The sequence below is a fragment of the Hymenobacter sp. BT559 genome (genome assembly GCF_016427535.1).
In the GTDB taxonomy this organism is placed as follows: domain Bacteria; phylum Bacteroidota; class Bacteroidia; order Cytophagales; family Hymenobacteraceae; genus Hymenobacter.
In genome coordinates this window covers 1,326,815-1,353,489 of the sequence record NZ_JAELXV010000001.1, presented here as the reverse complement: position 1 = coordinate 1,353,489, position 26,675 = coordinate 1,326,815, and the positions used below count along the sequence as shown (strand labels likewise).

Here is a 26,675-nt window from a genome sequence, read left to right as displayed (position 1 = left end):
GCCTTTCTATGCTTGCTACTTTACTACGTCGCCTAGGGCTGGTGCCAGGGTTGGTGTTTTTTATGCTGGGGCTCGGGGCTGCCCATCCGGCGCTGGCTACGCACTTGCTAGGTGGTGAGATGACCTACCGCTACCTCGATGCCAACGGCCCCGCCGATGCCCCGCTGCGCTACGAGATAACCGTGGCCATATACAACAACTGTGGCAACCAAGCCATTCGGCCGTCGGCCTCGGTAGGCATTTATAACCAGGACACTGGGGTGCGGGTCATTCTGACGAGCGTCAATTATCCTTACACTACCACCAACTCGGCGCAAACCGGGATGATGAGCATTCCGGAAACGTCGCTGTCGGCGTGCGAGCAGCCGGCCATTCCGCCGGGCTGCACCGTTACGGGGGTTTCGCAGCCCTACCAGCTGCAAAAGTTTGTGGCTGTGGTGAACCTGCCCAAGTCAACGGCCGGCTACTACGCGCTGTTTACGGACGGCAACCGCAACGTTGACATTACCAACCTCTTCAATGCAGGTGGGCAAGCCCTAACGCTGTATACGGCGCTGGCCCCGCCCTCCTTGCCCAACCACTCGCCGGTATTTTCGGACCTGGCCGTGGCCATCATTTGCGCCAACGACACCACCTTTTTGCTCAACAATGCCGTGGACGCCGACGGCGACCGGCTCGTATACTCGTTTGGCCAGCCCTACGGCACGGCCGATGGCCTAGGAGCGCTGCCCCTGTACACGTTTGCGCCCCCGCCCCGGGTGCTGGGCTACACGGCCGGGTTTGGCTACTCAGCCGCCACTCCTTTTGGCACGGTGGCGGGCAATTTTGCCGAGCTCGATGCCAGCAGTGGCATTGCCAAATATTCTTCTACCAAAGTCGGCGCCAAGTACGCCGTGGCTGTTGATGTAAGCGAGTACCGCACCATCAACGGCCGGGAGGTACTCATCGGCACTACCCGGCGCGATTTGCAGCTCGTGGTGGCCTCGTGCCCCACTACTAAGTCGCCGGTACTGCCTCCAGTGGCCACGATGCCGCGCAACTATACCATTGAGGCGGGCAGCAGCTTAAGCATCCCCATCACGGTGACCCAGGCCGACGGCCACCCCCTGGCAATGACGCTGAATAGCGTGCTGCTCGACGGGGCGGGCGGCTTCGACGCGGCCCTAGGTGGCCAGCCAGGCACCATGACGCCCGGCAACCCCACAGGCACGGCTACTACTACGGGTACCAATGGTGTGGTCACGGGCACCTTCACTTTTAATACCACCTGCGCCACTGCCCGCGCCACTCCTTACGATATAGCGCTGCTGGTGAAAGACACGGGCTGCGCTGGCAAAACCGTGGCCGACATCCTGCACATTACAGTAACCAAGCCGCAGGGTCCCAAGGTCATTAGCGGCGACGCCACGGTGTGCGGGCTCAACACCGTGCGCCGCTACGTGGCCAGCGGCCACACCACGGCCAAACTGAGCTGGCGCGTGGTGGGCGGCACCATCGTGGGCAGCAGCACCGCCGATACGCTGCAGGTAAACTGGGCCAAGGAGGGCGCCGGCACGGTGGCAGTAAGGGGCATCAGCCAGTATGGCTGCCCGCTCGACTCGGTAGTGCAGCGCGTGGTGGTGGCCCAGCCCGGCACGCTCGCGGCCACCGGTACGCTTACCATTTGCCAGGGCAGCAGCACTACCCTAGCCATTGCGGGCGGCGCGGCGCCCTACACCCTCACGGGCGGGGCCACTCCGCTCACCGGCAACGGGCCATTCGTAGTCAGCCCCACCCAAACTACCACCTACACCATTACGGGGGCGGCCGTGGGCAGCAGCTGCGGCGCTACCGGCCAGGTCACCATCACGGTAAACCCGGCACCCGTGGCCGATGCCGGCGCCGCCACGCGCAGCACCTGCACTGGCGCGCCGCTTACCCTAGGGGCCGCGCCAGTGGCAGGCCTCACCTACAGTTGGAGCCCCGCCACCGGCTTGAGCAGTGCGAGCAGCGCCAACCCCACCGCTACGCTCACTAACTCAACCAGCGCGGCTATTACCCAGACTTATACCCTCACCGTGACTAATGCCGCGGGCTGTACCAGCACTGCCACCGTGGCGGTACTGGTGCTGCCGGTGCTAACGCCGGGCACCATCGGCGCCGACCAAACGGTGTGCCTGGGGTCGGCCCCTGCGCCCCTCACGAGCACGGCCGAAGCCAGCGGCGGCACCAACCACTTTGCTTACCAGTGGCAGTCCTCGGCCGATAATGCGAGCTGGGCAGTGGTGGCGGGTGCCACCAGCCCCTCCTACTCGCCCGACCCGGTAGCGGCGCTGCAGTACTACCGGCGCGTCGTGACCGATGCCTGCGGCACGGCCATCTCTAATGTAGTGGTGGTGCGGCCCCAGACCCCGGTAGTAGCCACCGTGGCGCTGCTCACCCCCGCCGCGCAGTGCGCGGGCACGGCCCTGACCTTTACGCCCGTGCCCACCAACGCCGGCCCCGCTCCTACCTATCACTGGTTTGTCAATAACGCCTTGGTAGCCAGCAGCACCACCTTCACCAGCTCAACCCTCGCCACCGGCGACCTAGTGCGGGTAGAATTGACGCCCACGGCCGGCTTTTGCGCCACCGGCCAGCCCGTAGCTACCGCTACAGTCAGCCTGATACCAATTTCTTTGCCCACGGCGGCCATTAGTGTGCAAACGGCCCTGCCCGCCTGCGCCGGAACGCCCGTGACGTTCCGGGCCGATAACGTGACCAACCTCGGCACCAGCACGCAGTACCAGTGGCAAGTAGACGGTGTGACGGTGGGCAACGCCCAAACTACTTCGGCGGGTAATACCTTCACCAGCAGCACCCTGCGCGATGGTCAACTCGTGACGTTGGCCGTGCGCACTACTACGGCGTGCGGCCCGGTCACAGTCGTTTCTAACGCTATCAAGGTCGCCCTCAACCCCACGCCCCACGTGGAGGCCGGGCCCAACAAGACCATTATGGAAGGCGAGCAGGTGCTGCTCGAAGGCTCGGCCGATGGCACCTACCCCGTAACCTGGGCGCCCGCTCCAGGCCTCACGTTTGCCGGCAATCAGCTGCGGCCCATGGCCGCGCCAGCCGTCACGACTACTTACACCCTCTCGGCTCAGCTGGGCGACTGCGCCAGTCAAAGCTCGGTGACCGTGACCGTGACGCCGCGCCTGCGCATTCCCAACGCGCTCAGCCCCGACGGCGATGGCCGCGACGACACCTGGCAAATTGACCAAATTGAGGCCTACCCCGGCAATCACGTGCTGGTTTTTAACCGCTGGGGCAGCAAGGTTTTCGAAACCACGGGCTACCGCCGTGGCAACGAATGGAACGGCAGCATCAGCGGGCAGCCCGCGCCGGTGGGCACCTACTACTATGTTATCACGCTGGGCAATGGCAAGTCGTACAGCGGCCCGCTCACCGTGGTATACTAGGTGGTAGCGGCGGGCACCTTCAGCGCCCATCTACAAAGCCACTACGCACTGGCTTTGCTTGTAGCTTATAGGAAAGTCATGCTCCTGCCCTTCTATCTCTTTCGGCAAATGGCGAGCATTTTTTAACCTGCTCACTAAGCTGGCCTTAACTTTGCGAAATTTTTGTTCGCTCTGTTTAGCAATCCAGGCGACGCTTTTCCTCGTGCATCAACCTCGCCTAGTTACCGATTCTCCTCGTTTTTCTGTGCCGCCAGTGCCGGCGGTACTACTGGCTATTCTGAGCGTACAGGCCGGCGCTGCTATTGCGAAGGGGCTTTTTCCGGTGGTGGGCGCGTTAGGCACCGCCAGCCTGCGCATTGGCTTGGCCGCCGTTATGCTGTTCATCACGGTGCGGCCCAAGCTTGGGCAGTTGCGGGCGGCGCAGTGGCGCGCCGTGGTGCCCTATGGCGTGGCCCTAGGTGCCATGAACGGCCTGTTTTACTGCGCACTTGCACGCATCCCCCTGGGGCTGGGCGTCACGCTGGAGTTTGTGGGGCCGCTGCTAGTGGCGCTGGCGGGCTCGCGCCGGGTGCTCGATGTGGCGTGGGCCGTGCTTGCGGCGGTGGGCATTGCGCTCATTGCGCCCTGGCACGGGCAGGGCATCGACCTGGTGGGCATGCTCTTCGCGCTGGCGGCGGGCGGATGCTGGGCCGTGTACATTGTGCTGGGCGGGCGGGTGGCCCAGGTGCTACCCGGCAACACCGCCGTGGCCGTGGGCATGCTGTTTGCCACGGCAGCCGTGCTGCCGTTTGGGCTGGCTAGCGGCCAGCTGCGCCTGCTCACGCCGGGCCTACTGGCGGCGGGGGCAGCCCTGGCCTTGCTATCGAGCGCCTTGCCCTTCACCCTGGAAATGCAGGCCCTTAAGCGCCTACCCACCCGCACCTTCAGCATTCTGATGAGCATCGAGCCCGCTGCCGCGGCGCTGTGCGGCTGGCTGTTCTTGCACGAGCGCCTCACCACGGGCCAGTGGGTGGCCGTGGCCCTGGTAGTGACAGCCAGCGCTGGCTCGACCCTGACGGCCCGCTCGGCCGTAGCCGCCGTGGGCGGCGAGTAGGGACCTAGGGCAGGCTACTGCCCGGCCGGCTGGTAGCCGCGGACAAAGGCAATCTGGGCATCGGTTTCGGGCGAGCGCGGGGCGCGGTCGCGCTTAGCTACCGTTTGCCACTCGTGGGCGATGTAGGCGAGCGCTTCGGCCCCGCTCAGGCCGTGGGCCTGCATTAGGTGGCAGCCTACCACGGTGCCCGTGCGCCCAATGCCGCCCCAGCAATGCACGGCCGCGCACCGGCCCGCAGCTGCACTCGCCTCCAGGCCAGCCAGCGCCTCTTGCAGGCACTGAGCCGAAGGCAAATCGAGGTCGCGGATAGGCAGGCGCCGATAGCGAATAGCGGCTGGGTCGAGCCCGGCGTGGGCGGCCCGCTCGCGCAGCAACGCCTCGTAGGGCACAAGCTCGCCAGGCTCGGTCAGGTCATAAAAATCGCGAATCCCGGCGTCCAGCAGTGCATCGAGCTTCGGAATAGCTTCGGCGGGCGTGGGGGCACCGGGATATTCGCAGGCCAGCAAGGTGGGTGTGGCCCAGTAGGAGTTAGGCAGCGGGCGGGGCGGTAGCTGAGGCATAATCTGAGGAAGGGATTAGAGTTGTGTAAATTATTGCGGCCCACTCAGCCGCGTCGCCAGGTCCTCAATGTCGGCGCGGCGGGCTAGCGCGCCCAGCCATTCTGCCGGGATAGCCGCCTCGCTATAGGCCAGCCCGGCCAGGCCGCCGGCTACTGCGCCGGTCGTGTCAGTGTCATCGCCTAGGTTCACGGCGGCCAGCACAGTGGCCGCATACGTGTCGTGGGTGAGCAGGCACCACAGCGCCGCTTCCAGCGTGTGGACCACGTAGCCGGAAGACTTGATTTCGCTTTCTGGTAATGCACGTAGGCTTCCATCTAGCACTTGCGCATATTTTGGCCATTCATAAAAAGCCGCTGCTTTGGCTTGCGCGTGAAGCCATTTGTTTGCTGCCTCTATTGCCTCTGCATACGCTACCGCTATTGACGCTGCCTTCGCTAGATAGCGAGCCACCAGCAGGTAGATAAAACAGCCTAACGTAGAGCGAGGGTGCCCATGCGTGACGCTTGCCACCGCCTCGGTCAGTTGCCATGCAGCATTCAGGTCCAGCTCTTCGGCCTGCCAAGTGTCATGAAAAACCAGCGGCAAGATGCGCATCAGCGCGCCATTGCCATTATCAAACTCTGAGCGTGGACCGGCTTTGCTGGGTGCCACACCCGAGCGCAGATTTTGAATGGCAACGCGGGTCGCGTTGCCTACATCAAAGATTTCGCCATGAGCTGTCCAATAACTATTGTCCAGCCAGTTGATGGCCCGGCTGCCTAAGTCAGTTAAGTCAGGTGCAGCGGTGCGGCCACCCGGCCGGGCCAGCGTTTCAGCTAGGCAAAACGTCAGCGAAGCGTCATCAGACCAGGTACCGGGGGGCTGGTGGTGGGTGCCGTAGCCACGCATAGCAAGTACGGGGTCGCGGCGCCGCGCCTCGCGGCCGATGAACTCGACGGGCACCCCTAGGGCATCACCTACAGCCAGGCCTAGGAGGGCAGCGCGAGCGGCAAGTAGCAGAGTTGTTGACATAGAAAACGGTTTGCCAATGTGGCGCGTTTATTGTTCAACAAAGGAAGGGCTTGGCAGCCATAAGCTGGGGCTTTTTAGGCTACCGACGGGCCTCTCCCACCTGGCCTAACACGAGGGGATTATTCCTACCGTTTGTCGGCACTATTCTGGCCTCTGGCGGCGTTTTCATCGTATATAGTGCTAGGTTGGTTGCTGCCTCCTACATTTGGCTTCTTCATACTATTATTCTTTCTAGATGCTTTCCTCCCGTTTTAAAATTGGTATGTATGCGGGTATGGTTGGGGCCGTATTTGGACTGGCCTCCTACCGCTTTTACCGGCACAATGACCCCACGGCACTGCCCACCAAGGAGCAGGTGCTGGTAGGTACGCTGGTGCAGGGCCTGTCCTCGGCCCACTACCAGCCCGAGCGCATCGATGATGCGTTCAGCAAGCGGGTGTTTGACTTATACCTTAAGCGCATCGACTACCGCAAGAAATTCTTGACCCAGGCCGATGTAACGCAGCTCCGCCAGTACGAGACCAAGATTGACGACGAAACCAAAGCGGGCACGCATGGCTTCCTGGACCTGAGCACTAAGCTCATGGCCGAGCGTACGAAGCAAGTGCAGGAACTGACGCACCAGATTCTGGCTCAGCCCTTCACGTTCGACGCTGACGAGACGTTTCAGACTGATTTCGAGAAGGCTACCTTCCCGCTCAATGCTGCCGACCAGCGCGAGCAGTGGCGCAAGCTGCTGAAGTACGAGACCATGACGCGCGTGGCCGAGATGATGGACGAGCAGGACAAGCGCCACGACCGCGCCAAAACCGCTAGCCAAGCCAAGGAGCCCGCTACCGCCGAGCCCGACCGCACCCCCGCCCAAATGGAGGTAGAGGCCCGCAAACGTGTGCTGAAGTACTACGACGAGCAATTTGCTGACTTGCCCGACGCCAATGAGACGTTGGCCAGCTACGCGAACACCATCGCCAATACCTACGACCCACACACCGAATACTTCGCGCCCAAAGACAAGGAGGAGTTCGACTACCAACTCACGGGCCGGATGGAAGGTATTGGAGCAATCCTGCGCCCGAAAGATGGTCTGATTTATATTGAGGAAATCGTACCGGGCTCAGCTTCCTTCCGCCAAGGCCAGCTCAAGAAAGGCGATGCCATTCTGCGCGTGGCCCAAGGTGCCGCCGAGCCAGTGAGCATCGAGGGCTGGACCTCTGCCAAGGCCGTGACGGTCATCCGAGGCAAGAAGGGCACCGAGGTGCGCCTGACGGTGAGAAAGCCCGACGGCTCGACCAAGGTTATCCCCATCGTCCGCGATGTGGTGGTCAACGAAGAAACCTATGCTCAGTCGGCCGTTATTAACGACCCGAGTGGCAAGAAAATTGGCTACCTGCGCCTGCCTGGCTTCTATGCCGACTTTAATAACAACGGCGGCCGCTCGTCGGCCGATGACGTGAAGAAAGAACTGGCTAAGCTCAACGCCGAAGGCGTACAGGGCGTGGTGTTCGACTTGCGCGAAAATGGTGGCGGCTCGCTTACTGATGCCGTTGAAATGGCCGGTCTGTTTATGCCTAGCGGTCCCATGGTGCAAGTGCACTCCAGCCAGGGCATGACACAAGTGCTCAACGACAAGGACCCCCGCGTGCAATACACTGGCCCGCTCGTGGTACTGGTAAACAAGCACAGTGCGTCGGCTTCCGAGATTCTGGCTGCTGCCGTTCAGGACTACAAGCGTGGCATTATCATGGGCACTGCCAGCACCTATGGCAAGGGCACCGTGCAGCGCGTGGTAGACCTCGATGAGACGCTGCCCGCCGAACTGAACTCGCTCAAGCCCTTTGGTTCGCTCAAGTTCACCATGCAAAAGTTCTATCGCGTTACCGGTGCTTCGACCCAGTTTAAAGGGGTAGCTTCCGATATCGTGCTGCCTGACATCTATTCATACCTCGACCAGGGCGAAAAGGAGTCTGACTACCCGCTGAAGTGGGATGAGATTAAGCCTGCCCCCTTCCGCGTTTGGGACCAGCAGCCTAACTATACTAAGCTCGAAGCTAATAGCAAAGCCCGTGTAGCTGCCAGCCCTAGCTTCAAGCAGATGACCGAGTTGGTGCAAACCCTGCGTAAGCGTAAAGACGAAAACACGGTGTCGCTGAAACTTAGCTCCTACCGCGCCGAGCAACAAGCCCTCAAGGCAGTTTCGGACAAGTACGAGACCATTCAGAAGACGGCTACCCCGCTCGTCATCAAGCCCTTGGCAGCTGATACCAAGACATTGGCCGGCGACTCCGTTAAAATCAACCGCTCGATGCGATTCACACGCGGCCTGAACAAGGACATCACCCTAGGTGAAGCTGTGAACGTACTGAAGGACCAAATGTAAATCGCAGATTTAAACGGATTTGTCGGATTAAACGGATACGCCTGCCTCGGGCAGGCTGACTAAGCAAGAATAGAATAGCAATAAAAAAGGCTGCTGAATGGCAGCCTTTTTTATTGCTTATTTTTTTAGCAAATCGACCTACTTCAGCGTCTGGATGAAAGCAAAGCTGTTGTCTATTATTTCACTTGCCATCTTTCCTTAAAAACGGCTTTCACAACCCAATAAAGCCGATTAACGTCCGAATCTGTTACATCCTAAAAATCCGTTCGAATCTGCGATTATTTTTAGTAAATAGCAACTAATTTTCTTGGCTACGGGTTTATCTGGTATGACTACTAAAACCGAAGCCCGCATTATCCCGCTCATCCCCACCGAGCCCTACCAGGCTCCGATGACTGTAGCCGCTGCCGAAGCCGTGCTCACGCCCGAAGAGCAGGAGCAGCAGCGCCTTGCTGATGAAAACTGGCGTCGCTCTATTCCGGCGCAGGTGTTCCTCAACTACTTCTTTGCCATTAACTACCACTTGCAAGACGGCGAGGGCCCGCTGGGTGGCCTAGGTCACCTGCCCTACTTCCGCCAGCACCAAGCCGAGCTCAACGACGCTGATGTGGCTGCACTCACCAAGCTGCTGCATACCTGCTGGAGCACTGAGTATGCCCTGCGCGCCACCGCCGAGCTCGGTGACGACAACTTCCTGCGTAACGCCCTGCACTGGACGTTCCCGCAGGCCTACCACACCATTCTTTCGGGCTTGCAAGCCTTTCTCTATACCACCGGCGTGCGTTCCAACAACGGCCAAGTTATTCGCCGCGAGGTGGGCCGCTTGGTAGTGAAGAATGCGTACCCGCGCCCCGTATCGTTCTACGCTGCTGGAGCTTACGGTGACTTTTCGATTCACCGCCTGCCGCTGGCTGGCTACAAGGCTGGCTTGCACATCGCCTCGCAGGAGATTGACGCCCAGGCCCAGATTGGGCAGTTCTTGCGCACTACGCGCAAGCAGAAAGCCATCAGCACGCGCCAGCAGGTGCAGGCTAACCCTAACACCGCCATCCGCAGTCAGAAGACCGGTCGCCCGCTCGATAAGTGGACCGCCTCTCACTGGCAGCAGATTACTTGGCGCCTGGGCTATACCACCATCTTCGACTTGCTTGGTCGCCTGCGCATCTCGCAGAACAGCCGCGAGATTGAGCGCTACGTAGAGGCCGACATCGACTTCCGCTTGTTCCACAGCTCGTTGCTCAACATCGTGAGCTACCTCAACGGCGTGCACGAAACTTACGTGGCCAAGGCCCTAGGTCTGGAGCGCTACGAGCAGCTGGTGCGCGAGTTGCCTACGCACTTGCAGGGTGGCTTTGTGCAGGAGCGCCTGCGCACGCGGGTGCAACCCACGCTGCTCGGCGCCGAGCCCGAGCCCGCTCTCAAAATGGCTGCCTAGGTTGTCAGAACCACGGATTCGTCGGATTTTTTGAATTACGCGGATTTTGTAGCTGTAAGAAGCCGCTCCTTTTCGGAGCGGCTTTTTTCGTGCTGTACTTTTGCAACTCACTTTCAACTTACCAACCACGCCAAACTTGCTTTTGCTTATCGTAAGCAATACAACGATTTATTAGATTACCGGCCGATGAGTACTAGTCTACAAAATCCGCGTAATCCGAAAAATCCGACGAATCCGTGGTTCTGACAACCTATGCACCATCTTAGTGAACAAGAGCAACTGCGCCGCCAGAAACTGACGCAACTGCAAGAGCTTGGCGTTGAGCCGTATCCGTCGGAGCTGTTCGACGTGAATTTCTCCGCGCAGGAAATTCTCGACAACTACCGCCCCGAACTCAACAACTTTCAGGAAGTATCGCTGGCCGGGCGCTTGATGTCGTCGCGCGTGATGGGCAAGGCCTCGTTTGCCGAGCTCATGGACTCATCGGGCCGCATTCAGCTCTACATCAACCGCGACGAGATTTGCCCCGGCGAAGACAAGACGCTGTATAACACCGTTTTCAAGAAACTACTCGACCTAGGCGACTTCATCGGCGTGAAAGGTCATGTATTCACCACGCAGGTAGGCGAAATCTCGGTGCACGTAACCGAGCTAAAGCTGCTGGCAAAGTCGCTACGCCCGCTGCCGGTAGTGAAAACCAAGAAAGACGAGGTGACCGGCGAAGAAGTGGTGTATGACTCCTTCTCGGACCCAGAGCAGCGCTACCGCCAGCGCTACGTGGACTTGGTGGTGAACCCGCATGTGCGCGAGACATTCATCAAGCGCACGCAGCTGGTGCAGACCATGCGCAATTATTTGAATGATAAAGGCTACCTAGAAGTAGAAACGCCCATCCTGCAGCCCCTGTACGGCGGCGCGGCGGCGCGCCCCTTCAAGACGCACCACAACACGCTGGACATGACGCTGTACCTGCGCATTGCCAATGAGCTGTACCTCAAGCGTCTCATTGTGGGCGGCTTCGATGGCGTGTACGAGTTCTCGAAGGACTTCCGCAACGAGGGCATGTCGCGCTTCCACAACCCCGAGTTCACCCAGATGGAGCTTTACGTAGCCTACAAAGACTACGCCTGGATGATGGACCTAGTAGAGGAAATGGTGGAGCGCGTGGCCCTGGAGCTGCACGGCAAAACCGAGGTGCAGGTAGGCGACAACCTCATCAACTTCCAGCGTCCCTGGCAGCGCTACACCATGTTTGAGGCCATTGAGAAGTACACTGGCGTGGCCATCGGCGAAATGGACGAGGCCGCCCTGCGCAAAACGGCTACCAAGCTGCATGTGGAGCTCGACCCCAGCATGGGCAAAGCTAAAATCATTGATGAGATTTTTGGCGAACACGTCGAGCCCAAGCTCATCCAGCCCACGTTCATTACCGACTACCCCGTCGAGATGTCGCCGCTGGCCAAAAAGCACCGCGACTGCCCGGGCCTCGTGGAGCGCTTCGAAGCCATTTGCAATGGCAAAGAAATCTGCAACGCTTTCTCGGAGCTCAACGACCCCATCGACCAGCGCCAGCGCTTCGAAGACCAGTTGGAGCTGGGCAAGCGCGGCGACACCGAGGCCATGGTGCTCGACGACGACTTCCTGCGCGCCTTAGAGTACGGCATGCCGCCTACGGCCGGCCTAGGTATCGGCATCGACCGCCTAAGCATGATTATGACCAACTCGCCTTCTATTCAGGAGGTACTCTTCTTCCCGCAGATGCGGCCTGAAGCGCTATAGCACAAATGCCCTAGGTTACCTTAGCCTGATACTAGTCGGGTTAAGGCAACCTAGGGCATTTGTATAGCTTGCTATAAAAGTCGAAACGCCCGGTACTGTGAAAGTACCGGGCGTTTCTTTTAAACAGCTAACCAAATCTAAACCAGAGCTAGTTGGCAGAAGCTTGCGATGGATTATCTGATTTTACGACTGGCATGTTAAACCACTTACCAGCAGAAGCTCCTATAATCGGCAATTTTACGACCAACGTCCTAAGGTCTGAAACTTAAGCCGTTTGTATAGTCTTTAACGGCGTGTTGCCAGTGGGGTTACAAAGACCGCAAAAATAGTTAAATTATTTCTGCGACGCACACCTAACAACTTGTTATACAATACCTCGGTGGCGACCATCACTACCATCGCCGTCGTAGTCTAGGGTATTATCATCGGCAGCATAGTCGTCGCCACCTATCGAGCGGCCATTGCCGGTGGCGCTGGTGGTGAGGTCGCCGGGCTCGGCGCTGCCCGCTGGGCGCTTATCACTCATCGAGTTGAAGAGGGCATCGGCCGCGTCGCGGTCCTCACTCACAGCCGCATCGGGATTGGTGTGACCGGGCTCCGTTTGCTGCAATTTGCCTAGGGCTTCCTGAGCAAGCTTGCCGAGGCTGCCGCCCCACTTGCCGGCCGCCTCACGCAGGCTCTTACGCAGGTCTTCGCCGGTCTCGGGGGCTAGTAGCAGGCCCGTAACGATGCCAGCCGTAGCGCCAGCCAGCAGCGAAACAATAACTTTTCCGTTGTCTTTGGGCATGGGTGAAAGAGGTAAAAGGGTGAGTAAGAAGTGAAAACTAAAGTAGCAGGCTAACGGCGAAGAAGCCTCCGAGGTTGAGACGGAGCACAAAAAACCCTGTACCAATTGGCACAGGGTTTTGTATTGTTATTAGCTAGAGCCTAGTGGCTTAGCTAACGGCATCTTTGGCAGCATCAGCACCTTTATCAGCAGCGTCTTTTGCTTTGTCAGCACCTTCGCTTACTGCATCTTTGGCTTTGCTAGCCAAGTCATCACCTTTACCAGTCAGGTCGTTGATGATTTTGGTTACTTCAGCTTTGCCTTTGCCCAGCTTGTCTTGCAGTTTGCCAAGCAGCTCGTCGCCTTTGCCTTCAACATAAGTCAGATCTTCATCAGTCAGCTGCGCGTACTGCTGCTTCAGCTTGCCTTTGATGTCGTCCCAGTTGCCTTTGATGTTGAGGCTGCCACCGGCACCTAGGATGCCGAGGTCTTCGAGTTTATCCGACAGGCCTTTGAATTTGGTTTCGAGGTCTGCGCTGTATTGCTTGTACTGGTCGCCCAGCTTGTTGCTATAGTCTTTCGCGGCGCCTTTCCAGTTCTCGAGGGTTACTGAGCCTTTATCGGGGGCCAGCAAGATGCCAGCCAGGATACCGGCGCTAGCGCCAGCCAGGGCGGCGAGAACAATTTTGCCTGCGTTGTTATCTTCTTCGCGGTACGACATGGGAAGTTAAAAAAGGTGGTAAGGTGTTTTGGGAGGCGCAAGGAAGGGAGCCCTTTTGCCTGTTGGTAGGCAGCTATACGAGGCCTACTCAGAGGGGTTGGGCAGCACCGGCAAATTTTCGGCGGAAATAGCCATTTCACCACTTCGCCATTACTTTGCCTTCACTTATGGCACATTTATTCCGCGCCAGTACCCTAGGCGTGCTGGCTACTACCTTGTTAGCCCTAGGCTGCCAGCGCCCCGCAGCCCAGGCCACGTCGCCCGTAGCCGATTGCATCGACCCGGCCCGCATTAACCCCAACGGTATTTGCACCATGGAGTATGCGCCCGTGTGCAGCTGCGATGGCAAAACGTACTCCAACCCCTGCGTGGCTCGCAATGCTGGGGTGCGCACTTTCACGCAGGGCCCCTGCCCTACCCGCCCCTAAGTTCTTCTAGCTTATGTCTGCTCCTAAAAACTACTTCCGCAACCCTCAACCATTTCGCGTGCCCACCACCGATGGCAAGCTCATCGAGGAGCACGTGGGCCTGGCCAGCACCGGCACCGGCCAGTATAGCCTGGCCCACATGGTGGCGCCGCCCCAGTGGAGCGAGCCGCACCAGCGCCCCGAGTTTGATGAGATAACCATCGTGGTGCGTGGGCGCAAGCGCTTCGAAATCGACGGCGACGTGGTAGAGCTGCAAGCCGGTGAGTCACTGCTGATTCGGGCGGGCGCCCGGGTGCGCTATTCCAATCCCTTCGACACCGAATGCGAATATTGGTCGGTGTGCGTGCCTGCTTTTAGCCCAGCTACCGTACACCGGGAAGAATAAGCGCCTCTCTAGGCTCCTTCCGCATGGCTACTACACTCGCTACCTACCCTTTCCTGAATATTTTGCTGCACACCGGCACCCGCAACGTGCTGGAAACTCAATGGTTGGGCTTTGCCGGGAGCGCCGATATTCGCAGTGCCCTCACGGAAGCGCTGCGGTTGGCGCGCCTGCACCACATCACAGGCTGGGTGGCCGACGACCGCCACCTAGGGGCTGTGCGCCCCAAAGACCTGGAGTGGGCACACCAAGCTATTTTGGCTCCGCTGTCTGAGCTGGGCTTAGTACGCTTCGCGCACCTCGAATCGGAGGAAGTGCTGAATCGGCTTACCATCAATGGCATGTACCAATCGGCCGTGCCGGGCCTGAACTACGAGTTTCGGCACTTCACCTCGCCAATTGAAGCTAGGGCTTGGGCCGCGGGCGAATAGCCTGGCCCGCTGCCTGCGCTAGCAGTTTGCGGGGCTAGGTTCTACTACCAGGCTGCGTACTGGGCTAGCAACTTTGCTGTTAGCTAGTTGCATAATTTTCTCTCCGGCCAGCACCACAGCCAGCAATACACTCGGCGACCAGATGGGCAGCGTAACCCAGAGCCAAGACCACTCGCTCACGACGGGCACTTGCAAAAACTTCATGGTGGGCAGCGTCATCACCAAGCATTGCAACACCAGCACGATAGCGCAGCCATTGAGGCGAAACTTATAAACGGTATCGTCGGACTGAGCGGAGTGAGAGAACGCGTGCACGGGCCAAAAAAATCAAATAGTGAGAAGCGGATACAAAGGCCAAATTAATACAAATAATCCTATTGCAGCAAGGCCTTAGCTAAACAGTTACGCCTCCATCATTACCACCTGATAATTGGCAATAAATACTACAAACGCTTAAGGTTAAAATACAGAATACCGCCTGATAGATGGCCCAGAAAAATGCCAGTTATTCTATTGTATATGATACTATCGACGTGTGATTAGCGTATTAGCTTACTAAAATTCAAGTACAGCCTTCCAACTTACAAGCTTCTGGCCTTTTAGCTTGTCTTACACAACTTTTTTTGCAATTTTTCAAAATAGTTGGTTGCCCCTCGCACTTAGCCCTTGGATGGTGGCAGTTGTAGCGCAGTCATTAAGTTCAGCACCTAATTTGCAAGGGCTATCGGCACTAGCTTTTCACCCATAAACTTCGCTAAAAAATCCTATTCTTTGTGATTATTTAGCAAGCACATTCTTCCCTATCTTATTCCATGCGCAAGTCCCCCCTTGCTAATGGGCTTTCTCTTGCTAGCCGCCTGCACCCCTAACGTATACAACTCGGCCAGCTATACCCTGAGAGACCAGCGTTTTTATGTACCAGCCCGAGCCAGCCCAGGTATGGGCACTCCGAGCAGCCAGGATGGCCTAGATGTCGAAATCGGGCGCCGTCCCCTTGGTGCCGGGGAGGGGGTATTTCTGGCTAGCTATGAGAAGCCACATGATGCGCCCGAAGCAGCTTATCGCCTGTCGCTTCTTACATACACGTACTAGGCCGCAGACAGCTACAATAGCGTAAGCTATACCCCTGACCTGCGCGGCAAGCTTACCCGCCTGCCCAGCGGAGGGTTTACGGGCCGGTTTTATGGCAGTTTGCCGCCAGCCGCTGGCCAGCCAAGCCGCGTGCGGGGCAGCTTTAAGGTAGCTGCTCCCAAGCATCGCAAGCACTAGCCTCCTACGCGCTGCTTGCCGGCCCTATCCACCTAGGCCATGGCGGCAGGCGAGTACCAGATAGGCCCAGGGTGGTGCTGCTGCAGCAACAGGTGCAGGTCGTCGAGGCGGCGGCCCACGGGCTTAAGCACCCCCATGGGCATGGGCGTCTTGGTGCCAAACTCGGCAAGCAAGTAGCGCGTCAGCACACGCAGCTGCTGCACCTCTTCCGTAAACAAGTTCTGGAGCCACTGCCACTGGTTGTGCGCCGTCACTTTCTGGTGCGTCAGGCAAATGTGCCGAATAGTAATCAGCTCGCTCACCAGCCCGGCCAGCTGCGCCAGCAACTGCCGCTCCTCGGCGCCGAAGCTGCGCGGCTGGTTGCCTATCACGCACAGCGTGCCAATGAGGTGGCGAACGGGCGTATGCAGCGGCGCACCAGCGTAAAACTGCAGATTTTTGGCCTGGGCCGCCGTCGAAGCCATGGTCGTTAGGCACCGTAGTTGCTCGGGCTGAGTCAGGTTGGTGAATACTAACGGTGTGCGCTGCCTAATAACCATGGCGCAAATAGCTTCTTCGCGGGGCTGCTGCTGCAAGCCGGGCAGCCCCTGGTTGGCTTTGTAGGCTACCTCCTCGGCGTCGACCAGCGCAATCAAGGAAATGGGAAGGCTAAAAAGCTGGGCGGTAAACTGCACCAGCTCATCAAACACCGCCTCTTGCTGGGCGGGCATCACATTGTAGTGGTGCAGGGCGCGCAGGCGCTCGGTTTCGCTGGGCAAGCTAGCCAGGGGGGTAGGTAAGGGCATCATAACAGGATATTGGAAAAGAATAACAAAAGGACTAATAAATACAACTTCCTCTATAATTTATCTATATTTCTATTACACACAACGTTACCTTCGTAAAGGTTCGTATATTTTTTCACTAATTCAACTCTGCCTTCTAATTTTTTTTCTATAACACTGCAGCTAGCGCGCCGCCAGCCAGCACTACCAGCCGTAGTGCCAGGGGGTAGTAGCGCCCTAGGTAAAGCTTGTGCCCGCTTGTGCTCCTAAGCGAAGTGCGTCTGCAGGATGGCCGTTACCTTTTCCCGTGTTAGGGGCTTGTTCAGGATGCTGGCAATGGGCAGCGCCTGGGCTCGCACTAGGTCACGCTCGTGCAGCGAGGTAGTCAGCATCACGATAACGGTGGGGTGGCGGTGCACCTCCGGCTGCTGGGCATAGGCCTCCAGGAAGGCCAGCCCATTCATAATGGGCATATTCATGTCGAGCAGAATGAGCTGCGGGCAGGGCTCGACCAGCTCGCTGCAGGTTTGGCGCAAGATGCGCAGGGCCTCTATCCCATTCTCAGCCACCAGCAACTGGTCGGCAATGCCCATGGTTTGCAGCAAAAGCTTGTTGAGGAAATTAGTGGTTGCGTCGTCGTCGACGAGCAACACATTAGCTAACTTAGACATAGCAGAAAATACACCAGCTACCGAGCAGCCAGCAAGATAAACCCAGTAGTTTAAGTAGGAAATTCAACCGTGAAGGTGGTGCCCTCGCCAGGTTGGCTCTCAACGGCGATGGTTCCGCCCCCGTTTTCAATTAGGCGCTTCACCAGATAAAGGCCTATGCCTGTGCCCTCGACGTGGGTGTGCAGGCGCTGAAATAAGCCAAAAAGCCGGCTTTGTTGAGTGGCATTCAGGCCCAGGCCTTGGTCTTGCACTGCTAGCATCGCGCCCTGGGGCGTGCGCCAAGCCCGCACTTGCACCACTGACGGGCGAGCGGGGTCGCGGTACTTAAAGGCATTGCTGAGTAGGTTATATACTATGCTGCGCGCGTTTTTGGGAGCGAACCGCACCTCTAGGTCGGGGTCGATGGCCACCGTGAGCTGGGCCGTAGCAGCCTCGGTGTGCAGGTCTAGCAGCACGTCTTGCACCAGGGCGGCCAAGGGCACGGCCTCGGCGGGGCCCGCGTGCACCAGCTGCAGCTTGGTGAGGTCGGTGAGCTGGGCAATGGTGAGGCGGAAACGCTCGACGGTGGTGCCCAGCAGGTGCAGCAGGTGCCCCACTAGCGGCTCTTGCTGCACGGCAGGCGGCAGGTGCTCGCGCAGGGCCAGCAAGATGGACTCGATGTTGGTAATCGGGGCCTTGAGGTCGTGCGAGGCCGTGTACACGAAGGTGTCGAGGTCGGCGTTGGTGCGCGTGAGGCGGGTATTCGTTTCGCTGAGCTCTACGTTGGTGGCCGTCAGCTCTTCGTTGATGACGGCCAACTCCTCGTTGAGGTCCTGCACCTGCTGCCGGGCGCGCACTTGGTCAGTTACGTCGGTAGCCACCACGGTCACGGCCGTAATCTGCGCCGAGCCTTCGCGCAGCGGCTGGTATACAAAGTCCCAATACACGAGGTCGCGGCGGCCCTGGCGGTCGATGTAGGAAGGCAGCTCGTGGGCCACGAAGGGCTCGCCGGTAGCCATCACGCCATCGAGTAGCGCTTCAAAGCCCTGGCCTGCCGCTTCGGGCAGCAGTTCGAACAACGGGGTACCTAGGGTCTGCTCAAGCGTGCGCCCCCACATCACGCACACCGCCGAGTTGGCAAACTCAATCACATACGTTGGCCCGCGGAAGATGGCGATGGCCACCGGGGCCTGCTCAAACAACTCTCGTAGCTGGCGCTGCTGGGCTTCGCGCTGCTGCTTGGCTACTACGCCCTCCGTCACGTCGTAGGCGAAAACGCTGATGCCCACAATCTCCCCGGCTTCGCGGTAGGCCGAATACACAAAATTTAGGTAAAAGAGCTGCGACTGCCCATTGGGCTGCGCCAGCCGAACTGGTACCTCGTAGCCGTAGTACGGCTCACCCGTGGTATACACTTTGTCCAGCAGCTCAGTAAAACCCTGCATAGCCACTTCCGGGAATCCTTCCGCAACGCTAATCCCCTGCTGGCCGCGGCCGGGAAAAAGCCGCTCGTAGGTTTGGTTGCGAAATACAAACCGATGCTCGGGCCCGCGCAGAATGCATACAGCGGCCGTCGTTTGGGTAAGAATCTGGTAGAAGCCCTCCCGCTCCTCGGCCAGCTGCTTGGTGCGGCGCTGCACCCGGGCTTCTAGCTCTTGGTTCAGGGCCTGTAGCTCCTGCTGGGTTAGGCTCAGGGCAGTGTTGGCGAGCAGGTACTCTTCGTTGCTGGCGCGCAGCTCCTCGTTGATGGCTGCCAATTCCTCGTTGAGGTCCTGCACCTGCTGCCGAGCGCGTACCTGAGATGTTACCTCATAGGCAAATACCAGAATGCCATCAATATCGCCCGCCAAGCTATGGCGTGCTTGGTAGATGAAGTTGTAGTAGCGCTGCTCTAGTTCAGCACGGCCCTCGTTGTGGTGGTCGAGCTGCACCAGCATTTCCGAGGCATAAAACGTTTCGCCGGTCTGGTACACGCGGTCGAGCAGGCCAAAAAAGGGCTGGCCGGCCAGCTCGGGCATGGCTTCGGCAATGGGCTTGCCCACCAGCGGCCGCGTGCCCACTAGGGCCTGGTAGGGCGGGTTCACAAACTGGAAGGTATGCGCCGGCCCGTCGAAGATGCAAATCATGGCTGGGGCCTGCTCAAACATGTTGTAGAGCTGCTGGCGCTGGCGCTCAGCCTCCTGGCGGGCCGCCTGCTCGCGGGCCTGGCTTTCGCGCAGCGCCTGCTCGGCTGCCGTGCGGGGCTGGTTGTTGGTGTCGGTGAAGCTGACGACCAACAGCGGTCCCTGGCGCTGGGCCGACAGCATGAAATAGCCATCCAGCCCATCGTACTGGTAGTTGAACTGGTGCTTCCCTAGGTGCCCGGCCAAGAAGGTATCGCGGTAAAACGCAAACACGCCCTCCTGGGTAGCGGCGCTTGGATACAGGGTCAGAAACGACTCGCCCGGGCGCTCGGATAGCTGCAGCATGTGCTGCGCAGCGGGGTTGAGGTGCTCGTAGGCCAGGTCTACAATGGTCGTGCCCGCCGCGTCGTAGACGGGCCGGAAAAGGATGACGCCGGTAAGCGAGACGTCTAGCAGCGTATGCAGTAGCGCCGCCGTGCTTAGTTCGTCGGAAGGCAGCATTGGTAAGGAAAAGCGCGGAAGTAAGTGTGACAGCGCGTAGCGCGCACCCGCGACGAAGATACCTAATTGGCTACTGCCTGCCGGTACTTACCCCCTGCTTTTTCCTCACGTCACCTACAAATTATGTTTATTTACAATATACTACAACTTATTTACTCCGGCACCTACTTATTCACTATAAAAGTGCGCCCCTATTTTTTATTGAAATAGCACTTAGGGTACGAAACTGCACCCCGTGCCCCCTATTTCATCGGCCTCTGGCCGGCGCTTCAAAATATTTTTTAAGGCACCTCGGTATAGTGCGCCCGGAAGGAGCCCTTCTCCAAGGTCATCGGTTCCGGCTTCGTAGTCCATTGCTTCTCCCGCATCAGGGTGGCCTCGAAGCGGCCTTCTACTACCTTGTTTACTGTGTCGAGGCGCGTTATTTCTAGCCTAGGGAGGCCCGCCTCATCGGCGGTGGCGTAGCTGTCGATGAGCGCATCGTAGCCCACCGACACCCGCCAGGCGGCCGGCAACGCCTGCACGGGCGCCAGCTGGGGTGCCGCGGGCAATGCAAAACCCAGCGACAAGGCTTCGGCTTTAGCTGCGTCGCCGGTTTGCCCCACGAGGTAAAATTGCTGGCTGGCCTTGCTATGGGTGGCGGTGGCAGTGGCTGTCCAAGGGGTTGCATTCCGAGTGGCTTGCACAAAGAACTCTGTTTGTGGGATGGTAGCCGCTTCGTGGCAGGCCGTGGCGCCGACCAGTAGTAGGCTCAGCAGAGAGTAAGAAAGAGCACGTGTCATAAATCACAAAACGAGGTAGGTACCAGCTAAGATGCAGCCAGGCGCCCAAAGGTTGCCCAGCCCAGCCAGCCGGGGCCGGGCAGTAGGCTTACGGCTGCCGGTCGGCTGCCGGCCGACCTAGGAGCGCTAGAGCACGCCAAGCGCCGCTAGCCGCCGGCGTGCTCGTAGTCGGGCAGCTCGATAGCATCGGTGGGCGGGGCGGCCAGCTTGCCTACTACCTGCCGGATGCCCGGGACCGCCGCCACGCGCAGCACCGTGTGCTGCACGGCAATACCCAGCTCGCTCTGCGGGTTTGCCAGGCGCGGGGCCAGCTTCGGCACATCCTGGCCCTGCGCTACGTAGGGGCGCATGAGACGCTCGTAAGCGGCGAAGGCGGCGCGGTAGTCGCTGGGGTGCTGCCGCAGCTCGCCGGCCAGCACATAGGCGCCCACCAGCGCCTCGGTGGTGCCTACGCCAAAGGGGCCCGCGCACCACGCCGCGTCGCCAGTGAGCACCACCCGCCCCTGGGCCCAGCGGTCTAGCTTCACCTGGCTCACAAATTCGAAGTAGAAATCGTCGGCGCAGGCTAGCCCCTCCAACACGCGGGGCGTTTCCCAGCCCGCATCGGCAAAGCGCGCTTGCAGCAGGTCCTTTTGCTCTTCGGGCGAGAGGTCTTCGTAGCCGGCAGCCTCCTGCTGTAGCGTGAGCAAGGCGCGGGTAGTGCCTTGGTTGTCGGGCCGCAGGCAGACGCCGCGCCCGCCCGGCGCATTGTAGGTGCGCGCCAGCTCGTGGTCGTGCTCGCCCCGCGCTATGGTAAAATAGGCCACGTACAAGTCGTAGGGCTTGCGCGTGACCTCGGCACCAAACAGCAGCTGGCGCGTAGCCGAGTTGGCGCCCTCGGCCACCACCACTAGGTCGAAGCGTTGCGGCTCGCCGTGCGCAAACGTGACGATGACGCCCTCGGACGTTTCTTCCACCGCCTTGATATAGTCGCCGAAGCGGTACGTGACGTGGGCGCGGCTGTGCTCGTAGAGCAGCCGGGCCAGGTCGCCGCGCAAGATTTCCAGCTCCGCCGTGAAGCTGTTGCTACCTAGGTCGGCTTCGTCAAATTCGGCTACGGTGGCGTTGTTTTCATCCACGAAAACCAGGCCTTGCTCGCCCGTGCCGTGGGCTTTCACGGCCTCGAAGAGCCCCATGCGCTCCAGTACGGTGCGGCCGGCGCCGCGCACGTCGATGTTTTGGCCACCATCGCGAAACGCCGGGGCGCGCTCTACCACCGTCACCGCCATGCCAAATCGGTGCAGCCACCAGGCCAGGGCGGGGCCAGCAATGCTAGCCCCTGTTATCAATACGTTCATTGTCAGCAATAAATAGGATAAAATCATTACTAGTCTAGAGGCACGCAAGCGTAGCCGACCCGCACCAAGCAGGCAATAGCCGCCGGTGTCCCCACCACGGGCCCGGCAATTCGCAGCACCTTATCGCAGTCGTCTAGGTCGAAGGTGATGCGGCAGCCAGGCAATAGCGCCTGCAGCTGCGTGATGAGCGGTGCGGCCTGCGCGGGGGTGGCTACCGAAGTCCGAAATACTTCTACTTGCTCCATCTTCTAGGTTGCTTGCGGGGCTTGCCGCTGGCGAAAGAGGCTGGGCGACACCCCAGTGCCCTTAGCAAAAAGGCGACTGAAGTACTTGGTATCGTCGTAGCCCAGCTGCCCGGCCACCTCCTGCACGTTGAGGTCGGTGTAAACGAGCAGACGCTGGGCTTCGGCCAGCACTTGCTGCTGAATGAAGTAGCTGACCGAGAAGCCCGTGGTAGCCTTCACCGTATCGTTGAGGTGGTTGACGCTCACGTGCAGCTGGTGGGCGTAGGAGGCTGGTTTTTTACAGCTTAAAAAGTGCTGCTGCAGTAGCTGGCGAAACTGCTGCGTGAGCGCCAGGTTGCGCCGAGAGGGCGCCGGCTGCTGGGGCGGCTGGGCTTGCAGCAAGCGCACGGCCTGGGCCAGGTAGGCATTAAGCAGGTGCTGGCTGGTTTCGGCATCGGCTAGCTGGGAGTTGGGCGGGCCAGCCGCCTCGTGCAGTGCGGGCAGCAGTTGCTGAAACCACGCGTGCTCGGCCGCGCCTAGGTGCAGCAACTCGGGGCGGGCGCTGGCTTGTTCAAAGTAGCGCCGGGTGGGCGGACTCAGGAGCTTGGCATCGGCCAGCACCATCCAGCCCCGATACTGCTGGGGCATAGCCACTTGGTGCACCTGGCCGGGGCACGACACAAATAGCGAGTGCGGCACCAGGCGCAGGGGTTGAAAATCCACGGTTATCTCTACAGCCCCCTCCTCGGTGAGAAAGCAGCTGTAGTGGTCGTGCCGGTGCGCAATAGCCAGCTCTCGCTGCACGTGCGGCGTAAGGTCGGCCGGCGCAATATGATACACCGCCACCCCAGCCCAGCTGGTGCTTAGTGACTGCAACGGAATGATTTTTTGGGACATGAGCTACCTAGGCTAGGGGTTTCTGAGCGACATTAGAACAAGTTGTCCTCGCTACCCCAAGCAGGAGCAAAAGTATTGGGGCGCTAGCCACCCAGCGGCTACCGAATAACGGCTTTGGGTGGACAAATCCCGGTTTTTAATAGCCCTAGGTTACGCCTGTGAGAAGCTGCGACGCCTTGCCCGACTACTGACACTGAGCCAGCGCCTAGCTGCCAGAGGTCCAGGCCTGGAAATGATTGCCTAAATAACGATTTGATTTCCCAGCGCGTAAGCAAGCAGCGTACGCAGACACTGGGCTGCTACGGGCATTGGTCCTCGCTTGCTCCTGTTTCGCCCTTTTCGAGGGCCGAGCGGCCGTTGGCAACCTAGGGGCCGGGCCTTATTCCTCATTACCCCAGCTTATTCAGCTAATGGACAGCATCAACCAACAACAACCCGAGCACAATTATGAGGACCTGCACCAAGCCGAAGCAGTAAAGAAAATCAAGGAGCTGGCCGGCAAAACCAACACGTGCTTTTTCAGCACCCGGCTGCGCGCTGCCACCGTGCCGGCCACCCGGCCGATGGCCGTGCAAGAGGTTGATGAGCAAGGTAACTTCTGGTTTCTCAGCGCCAACGATAGCAACAAAAACCAGGAGCTACAGGAAGACGACCAGGTGCAATTGCTCTTTCAGGGCTCGGCGCACTCCGACTTTCTGAGCGTGGTAGGCACGGCTACCATCTCGACCGATAAGGCGCGCATTCACGAGCTGTGGAATCCCATTCTGAAGGCGTGGTTTACGGAGGGAGAAGACGACCCGCGTATCACCGTTATTAAGGTAGCGCCGCAAGACGGCTACTACTGGGACAACAAGCACGGCAACGCCATAGCACTCGTTAAAACGGCCATCGGTGCTGCCATCGGCCAAACGCTTGACGACTCCATAGAGGGCAAGCTAGCTGTGTAAGCTTTCCTGGTTCTTAGGTTATTCTACGAATGTCCGGTCTGGCTACGCGCTGGGGCGGACATTTTTTTAGGATTTGGTCGGCCCCCAGCGTTCGCACCCAACTTGGCGTGTGTCCGCCTCTTTGTAGCGACCAGACGGTGTTTTATGCGCTGCTATGGGTAGGCAGCGCTATAGTTTGTTGCCGTCCGTCAATAAAAAACTCTAGGCAATAAGCCCAATGCTTTACAAAGATGTGTGTTAGATGAAGTTTCCAATTGACGTTAATGTGGTAGCTTGCGCTTACTTAGCCACTTTGTTGCGTCTCTTCTTGTTGCCGATTGCACGCTCCCAATCGGGTAGTACCTTTTATGAAATCCCTTCTCTTCGCCTCTACCCTCCTACTCCCCACCCTGGCTAGCGGCCAGTCGGCGCCGCTGCAGAGCTTTCCGCTGTCGTCGGTAGCGCTGCTCGAAAGCCCCTTTCGCGAAGCCCAGCAAACCGACCGCGCCTACGTCATGGCCCTGGACCCCGACCGCCTGCTGGCCCCGTTTCAGCTGTCGGCCGGCCTGCAGCCCAAGGCCGAGCGCTACGGCAACTGGGAAAACACCGGCCTCGATGGCCACGTGGGCGGGCACTACCTCTCGGCCCTGGCCCTGCTGTACGCGGCCACCGGCGACAAAGAGGTGCAGCAGCGTCTCACCTACATGATTGACCAGCTGGAGGTTTGCCAGCAAAAAAGCGGTAACGGCTACCTAGGGGGCATTCCGGGCGGGCCGGCCATGTGGCAGCAAGTGAAGGCGGGTAATATTCAGGCCAATAGCTTTGGGCTAAACCAGAAGTGGGTGCCCTGGTACAACCTGCACAAGACCTACGCCGGCTTGCGCGACGCCTACCTGCTGGCTGGCAACGCAAAGGCCAAAACCATGCTCATCAAGCTCAGCGACTGGTGCCTCGACCTCACGGCCAACCTCAGCGATGCGCAAATCCAGGACATGCTACGCGCCGAGCAGGGCGGCCTCAACGAAGTGTTTGCCGATGTGGCCGACATCACCGGCGATGCCCGCTACCTCAAGCTGGCCCAGCGGTTTTCGCAGCAGGCCCTACTGCAACCCCTGCTGCAAGGCCAGGACAAGCTCAATGGCCTACACGCCAACACGCAGATACCTAAAGTGATTGGCTACGAGCGCGTGGCGCAAGTAGGCGGCGACCCCGAGTGGCGCAAAGCGGCCAAGTTCTTCTGGGAAACCGTGGTGGAGCACCGCACCGTGTCGATTGGCGGCAACAGCGTGAGCGAGCACTTTCACCCGGCCACCGACTTCACGTCGATGCTCGAAAGCAAGGAGGGACCCGAAACGTGCAACACGTACAATATGCTCAAGCTCAGCAAGGACCTGTACCTAGCCAGCGGCGATACCAAGTACCTAGACTACTACGAGCGAGCAACTTACAACCACATTCTTTCCTCGCAGCACCCGGGCACGGGCGGGTTTGTGTATTTCACATCGATGCGGCCGCGGCACTACCGGGTGTACTCGCAGCCCCAGGAAAGCTTCTGGTGCTGCGTGGGCTCGGGGCTGGAAAACCACGGCAAGTACGGCGAGCTGATTTATGCGCACCGCGGCAAAGAGCAGCTGCTGGTCAACCTGTTTATGCCCTCGCGCCTGGCGTGGCAGGAGGCGGGCGTCGCGCTCACCCAGACCACCCGCTTTCCGTTTGCCGAAACAACGGAGCTGGCACTTAAGCTCAAGAAGTCGCGCAAGTTTGCCCTCAGCATTCGGCAGCCGGCGTGGGTGCCGGCCGGCCAGCTAGCCGTGCAAGTAAATGGCCAGCCAGTGGCTACTAGCTCGACTACGCCTGGCTACGTCACGGTGGACCGCAAGTGGAAATCGGGCGACGTAGTGACAGTAGCACTGCCCATGCACACCACGGCTGAGTACCTGCCTGACCATTCGCCCTGGGTGTCGTTTGTGCATGGCCCCATCGTGCTGGCCGCCGCTACCGACACCACCGACCAGCCTGGCCTGCGCGCCGGGGGCAGCCGCATGGGCCACGTGGCCAACGGCCGCCTCTACCCTCTCGACGACGCCCCGGTGCTGGTGAGCCGCCAGCCCGCCGACCTCACGGCCGGCATCCGGCCCGTGCCCGGCGAGCCACTCACCTTTACGGCCTCGACGCTGATTGATGCCGATAAGTACCGCAACGTCAAGCTAGTACCCTTCTATCAGCTGCACGACACGCGCTACATGGTGTACTGGCCCGTGACGACGCCCGAAGGACTAACCGCCCGTAAAGAAGCTATTCGCCAGAAGGATGCCGAGAAGCTGGCCCTAGATGCGCGCACCGTAGACCGTGTAGCTCCCGGCGAGCAGCAGCCTGAGTCTGACCACGGCTTTGCCAGCGAGCGCACCGAGGCGGGCGTGTTTCAGGACCGCCACTACCGCCATGCCACTGGCTGGTTTAGCTACAACCTGCGCAACCCCAAGGCCGAAGCGCGCGCCCTGCGCGTGACGTACTTCGGCGGCGACCGGGGCCGCACGTTCTCCATCTTTCTCAACGGCAAGCTGCTGCAAAAAGTAACTTCTGATGCCAGCAAGGGCAGCACGTTCTTCGATGTGGAGTACCCGCTGCCCGCGGCTCTGCGTAGCGGCCCTGCCAGCCAGGTGCTCACCGTTAAGTTTGCGGCCGACCCCGGCTCCACGGCCGGCGGCGTCTTCGACGTGCGGCTGCTGAAATAGCCACCTAGGGAGGCCTACCTTGCTGCTTTGCTAGGGTGTGCCTA

General features: G+C 59.6%; 22 protein-coding genes. 10 read left to right on the top strand and 12 right to left on the bottom strand.

The window, feature by feature from the left end:
• Positions 1 to 8: 8 nt before the first annotated feature.
• Together JAO77_RS05595 and JAO77_RS24480 are read left to right on the top strand one after the other, a co-directional pair.
• Positions 9 to 3,440: a DUF8696 domain-containing protein gene (locus JAO77_RS05595; RefSeq protein WP_198989304.1), complete on the top strand. Its 3,432-nt coding sequence runs from the start codon at positions 9 to 11 to the stop codon at positions 3,438 to 3,440.
• Positions 3,441 to 3,642: 202 nt separating this feature from the next.
• Positions 3,643 to 4,533 (top strand): EamA family transporter, encoded by an 891-nt coding sequence (locus JAO77_RS24480; RefSeq protein WP_213019314.1) that lies wholly within the window; start codon positions 3,643 to 3,645, stop codon positions 4,531 to 4,533.
• Between the two features lie 14 nt (positions 4,534 to 4,547).
• On the opposite strand, the gene JAO77_RS05585 is transcribed toward JAO77_RS24480, so the two are convergent.
• Both JAO77_RS05585 and JAO77_RS05580 read right to left on the bottom strand, forming a co-directional pair.
• Positions 4,548 to 5,093 carry a protein-tyrosine phosphatase family protein gene (locus JAO77_RS05585; RefSeq protein WP_198989302.1) on the bottom strand — a complete coding sequence of 182 codons (546 nt, stop codon included), beginning with the start codon at positions 5,091 to 5,093 and terminating at the stop codon, positions 4,548 to 4,550.
• 30 nt (positions 5,094 to 5,123) lie between these two features.
• Positions 5,124 to 6,104, bottom strand: coding sequence for an ADP-ribosylglycohydrolase family protein (locus tag JAO77_RS05580; RefSeq protein ID WP_198989301.1), 981 nt, complete (start codon positions 6,102 to 6,104; stop codon positions 5,124 to 5,126).
• Positions 6,105 to 6,339: 235 nt separating this feature from the next.
• Here JAO77_RS05580 and JAO77_RS05575 point away from each other — a divergent pair, with 235 nt between their 5' ends.
• The 3 genes from JAO77_RS05575 (at position 6,340) to lysS (ending at position 11,695) form a co-directional block, all read left to right on the top strand.
• Entirely contained in the window at positions 6,340 to 8,481 is a 2,142-nt protein-coding gene (locus JAO77_RS05575; protein ID WP_198989300.1) for a carboxy terminal-processing peptidase, read from the top strand.
• A gap of 328 nt (positions 8,482 to 8,809) precedes the next feature.
• Positions 8,810 to 9,916, top strand: coding sequence for a hypothetical protein (locus JAO77_RS05570; RefSeq protein ID WP_235998215.1), 1,107 nt, complete (start codon positions 8,810 to 8,812; stop codon positions 9,914 to 9,916).
• Positions 9,917 to 10,168: 252 nt separating this feature from the next.
• Positions 10,169 to 11,695, top strand: a complete 1,527-nt coding sequence (gene lysS, locus JAO77_RS05565; RefSeq protein WP_198989299.1) for a lysine--tRNA ligase — start codon at positions 10,169 to 10,171, stop codon at positions 11,693 to 11,695.
• 364 nt (positions 11,696 to 12,059) lie between these two features.
• Here lysS and JAO77_RS05560 read toward each other — a convergent pair whose 3' ends face one another.
• Complete coding sequence (locus JAO77_RS05560; RefSeq protein ID WP_198989298.1) at positions 12,060 to 12,482, bottom strand: YtxH domain-containing protein; 423 nt, start codon at positions 12,480 to 12,482, stop codon at positions 12,060 to 12,062.
• 148 nt (positions 12,483 to 12,630) lie between these two features.
• Positions 12,631 to 13,182: a CsbD family protein gene (locus tag JAO77_RS05555; RefSeq protein ID WP_198989297.1), complete on the bottom strand. Its 552-nt coding sequence runs from the start codon at positions 13,180 to 13,182 to the stop codon at positions 12,631 to 12,633.
• A gap of 167 nt (positions 13,183 to 13,349) precedes the next feature.
• Between JAO77_RS05555 and JAO77_RS05550 the strand changes: the two genes are divergently transcribed.
• From JAO77_RS05550 to JAO77_RS05540, 3 genes are read left to right on the top strand one after another with little or no spacing between them, the layout of a single operon-like run.
• A complete protein-coding gene (locus JAO77_RS05550; protein WP_198989296.1) occupies positions 13,350 to 13,610 on the top strand; it encodes a Kazal-type serine protease inhibitor family protein in 261 nt (86 codons plus the stop codon).
• A 13-nt stretch (positions 13,611 to 13,623) separates the two neighbouring features.
• Complete coding sequence (locus JAO77_RS05545; protein WP_198989295.1) at positions 13,624 to 13,995, top strand: cupin domain-containing protein; 372 nt, start codon at positions 13,624 to 13,626, stop codon at positions 13,993 to 13,995.
• Between the two features lie 23 nt (positions 13,996 to 14,018).
• The gene (locus tag JAO77_RS05540) at positions 14,019 to 14,423 is read left to right on the top strand and encodes a hypothetical protein (RefSeq protein ID WP_198989294.1); all 405 of its coding nucleotides are present in this window, start codon (positions 14,019 to 14,021) and stop codon (positions 14,421 to 14,423) included.
• Positions 14,424 to 14,441: 18 nt separating this feature from the next.
• On the opposite strand, the gene JAO77_RS05535 is transcribed toward JAO77_RS05540, so the two are convergent.
• From JAO77_RS05535 to JAO77_RS05500, 8 genes are all read right to left on the bottom strand, one after another.
• Complete coding sequence (locus tag JAO77_RS05535) at positions 14,442 to 14,738, bottom strand: hypothetical protein (protein WP_198989293.1); 297 nt, start codon at positions 14,736 to 14,738, stop codon at positions 14,442 to 14,444.
• 986 nt (positions 14,739 to 15,724) lie between these two features.
• Complete coding sequence (locus JAO77_RS05530) at positions 15,725 to 16,480, bottom strand: GAF domain-containing protein (protein ID WP_198989292.1); 756 nt, start codon at positions 16,478 to 16,480, stop codon at positions 15,725 to 15,727.
• Positions 16,481 to 16,722: 242 nt separating this feature from the next.
• On the bottom strand, positions 16,723 to 17,127 hold the full coding sequence (locus JAO77_RS05525) for a response regulator (RefSeq protein ID WP_198989291.1): 405 nt from the start codon (positions 17,125 to 17,127) through the stop codon (positions 16,723 to 16,725).
• 50 nt (positions 17,128 to 17,177) lie between these two features.
• Positions 17,178 to 19,730, bottom strand: coding sequence for a PAS domain-containing protein (locus tag JAO77_RS05520; RefSeq protein ID WP_198989290.1), 2,553 nt, complete (start codon positions 19,728 to 19,730; stop codon positions 17,178 to 17,180).
• 281 nt (positions 19,731 to 20,011) lie between these two features.
• Positions 20,012 to 20,512: a hypothetical protein gene (locus JAO77_RS05515; protein WP_198989289.1), complete on the bottom strand. Its 501-nt coding sequence runs from the start codon at positions 20,510 to 20,512 to the stop codon at positions 20,012 to 20,014.
• A gap of 146 nt (positions 20,513 to 20,658) precedes the next feature.
• Positions 20,659 to 21,849: an FAD-dependent monooxygenase gene (locus JAO77_RS05510; RefSeq protein ID WP_198989288.1), complete on the bottom strand. Its 1,191-nt coding sequence runs from the start codon at positions 21,847 to 21,849 to the stop codon at positions 20,659 to 20,661.
• A gap of 29 nt (positions 21,850 to 21,878) precedes the next feature.
• A complete protein-coding gene (locus tag JAO77_RS05505) occupies positions 21,879 to 22,094 on the bottom strand; it encodes a hypothetical protein (RefSeq protein ID WP_198989287.1) in 216 nt (71 codons plus the stop codon).
• A 3-nt stretch (positions 22,095 to 22,097) separates the two neighbouring features.
• Positions 22,098 to 22,970 carry a helix-turn-helix domain-containing protein gene (locus tag JAO77_RS05500; RefSeq protein ID WP_198989286.1) on the bottom strand — a complete coding sequence of 291 codons (873 nt, stop codon included), beginning with the start codon at positions 22,968 to 22,970 and terminating at the stop codon, positions 22,098 to 22,100.
• Between the two features lie 410 nt (positions 22,971 to 23,380).
• Between JAO77_RS05500 and JAO77_RS05495 the strand changes: the two genes are divergently transcribed.
• Positions 23,381 to 23,917 carry a pyridoxamine 5'-phosphate oxidase family protein gene (locus JAO77_RS05495; protein ID WP_198989285.1) on the top strand — a complete coding sequence of 179 codons (537 nt, stop codon included), beginning with the start codon at positions 23,381 to 23,383 and terminating at the stop codon, positions 23,915 to 23,917.
• 347 nt (positions 23,918 to 24,264) lie between these two features.
• A complete protein-coding gene (locus JAO77_RS05490) occupies positions 24,265 to 26,631 on the top strand; it encodes a glycoside hydrolase family 127 protein (RefSeq protein ID WP_198989284.1) in 2,367 nt (788 codons plus the stop codon).
• Positions 26,632 to 26,675: the final 44 nt, after the last annotated feature.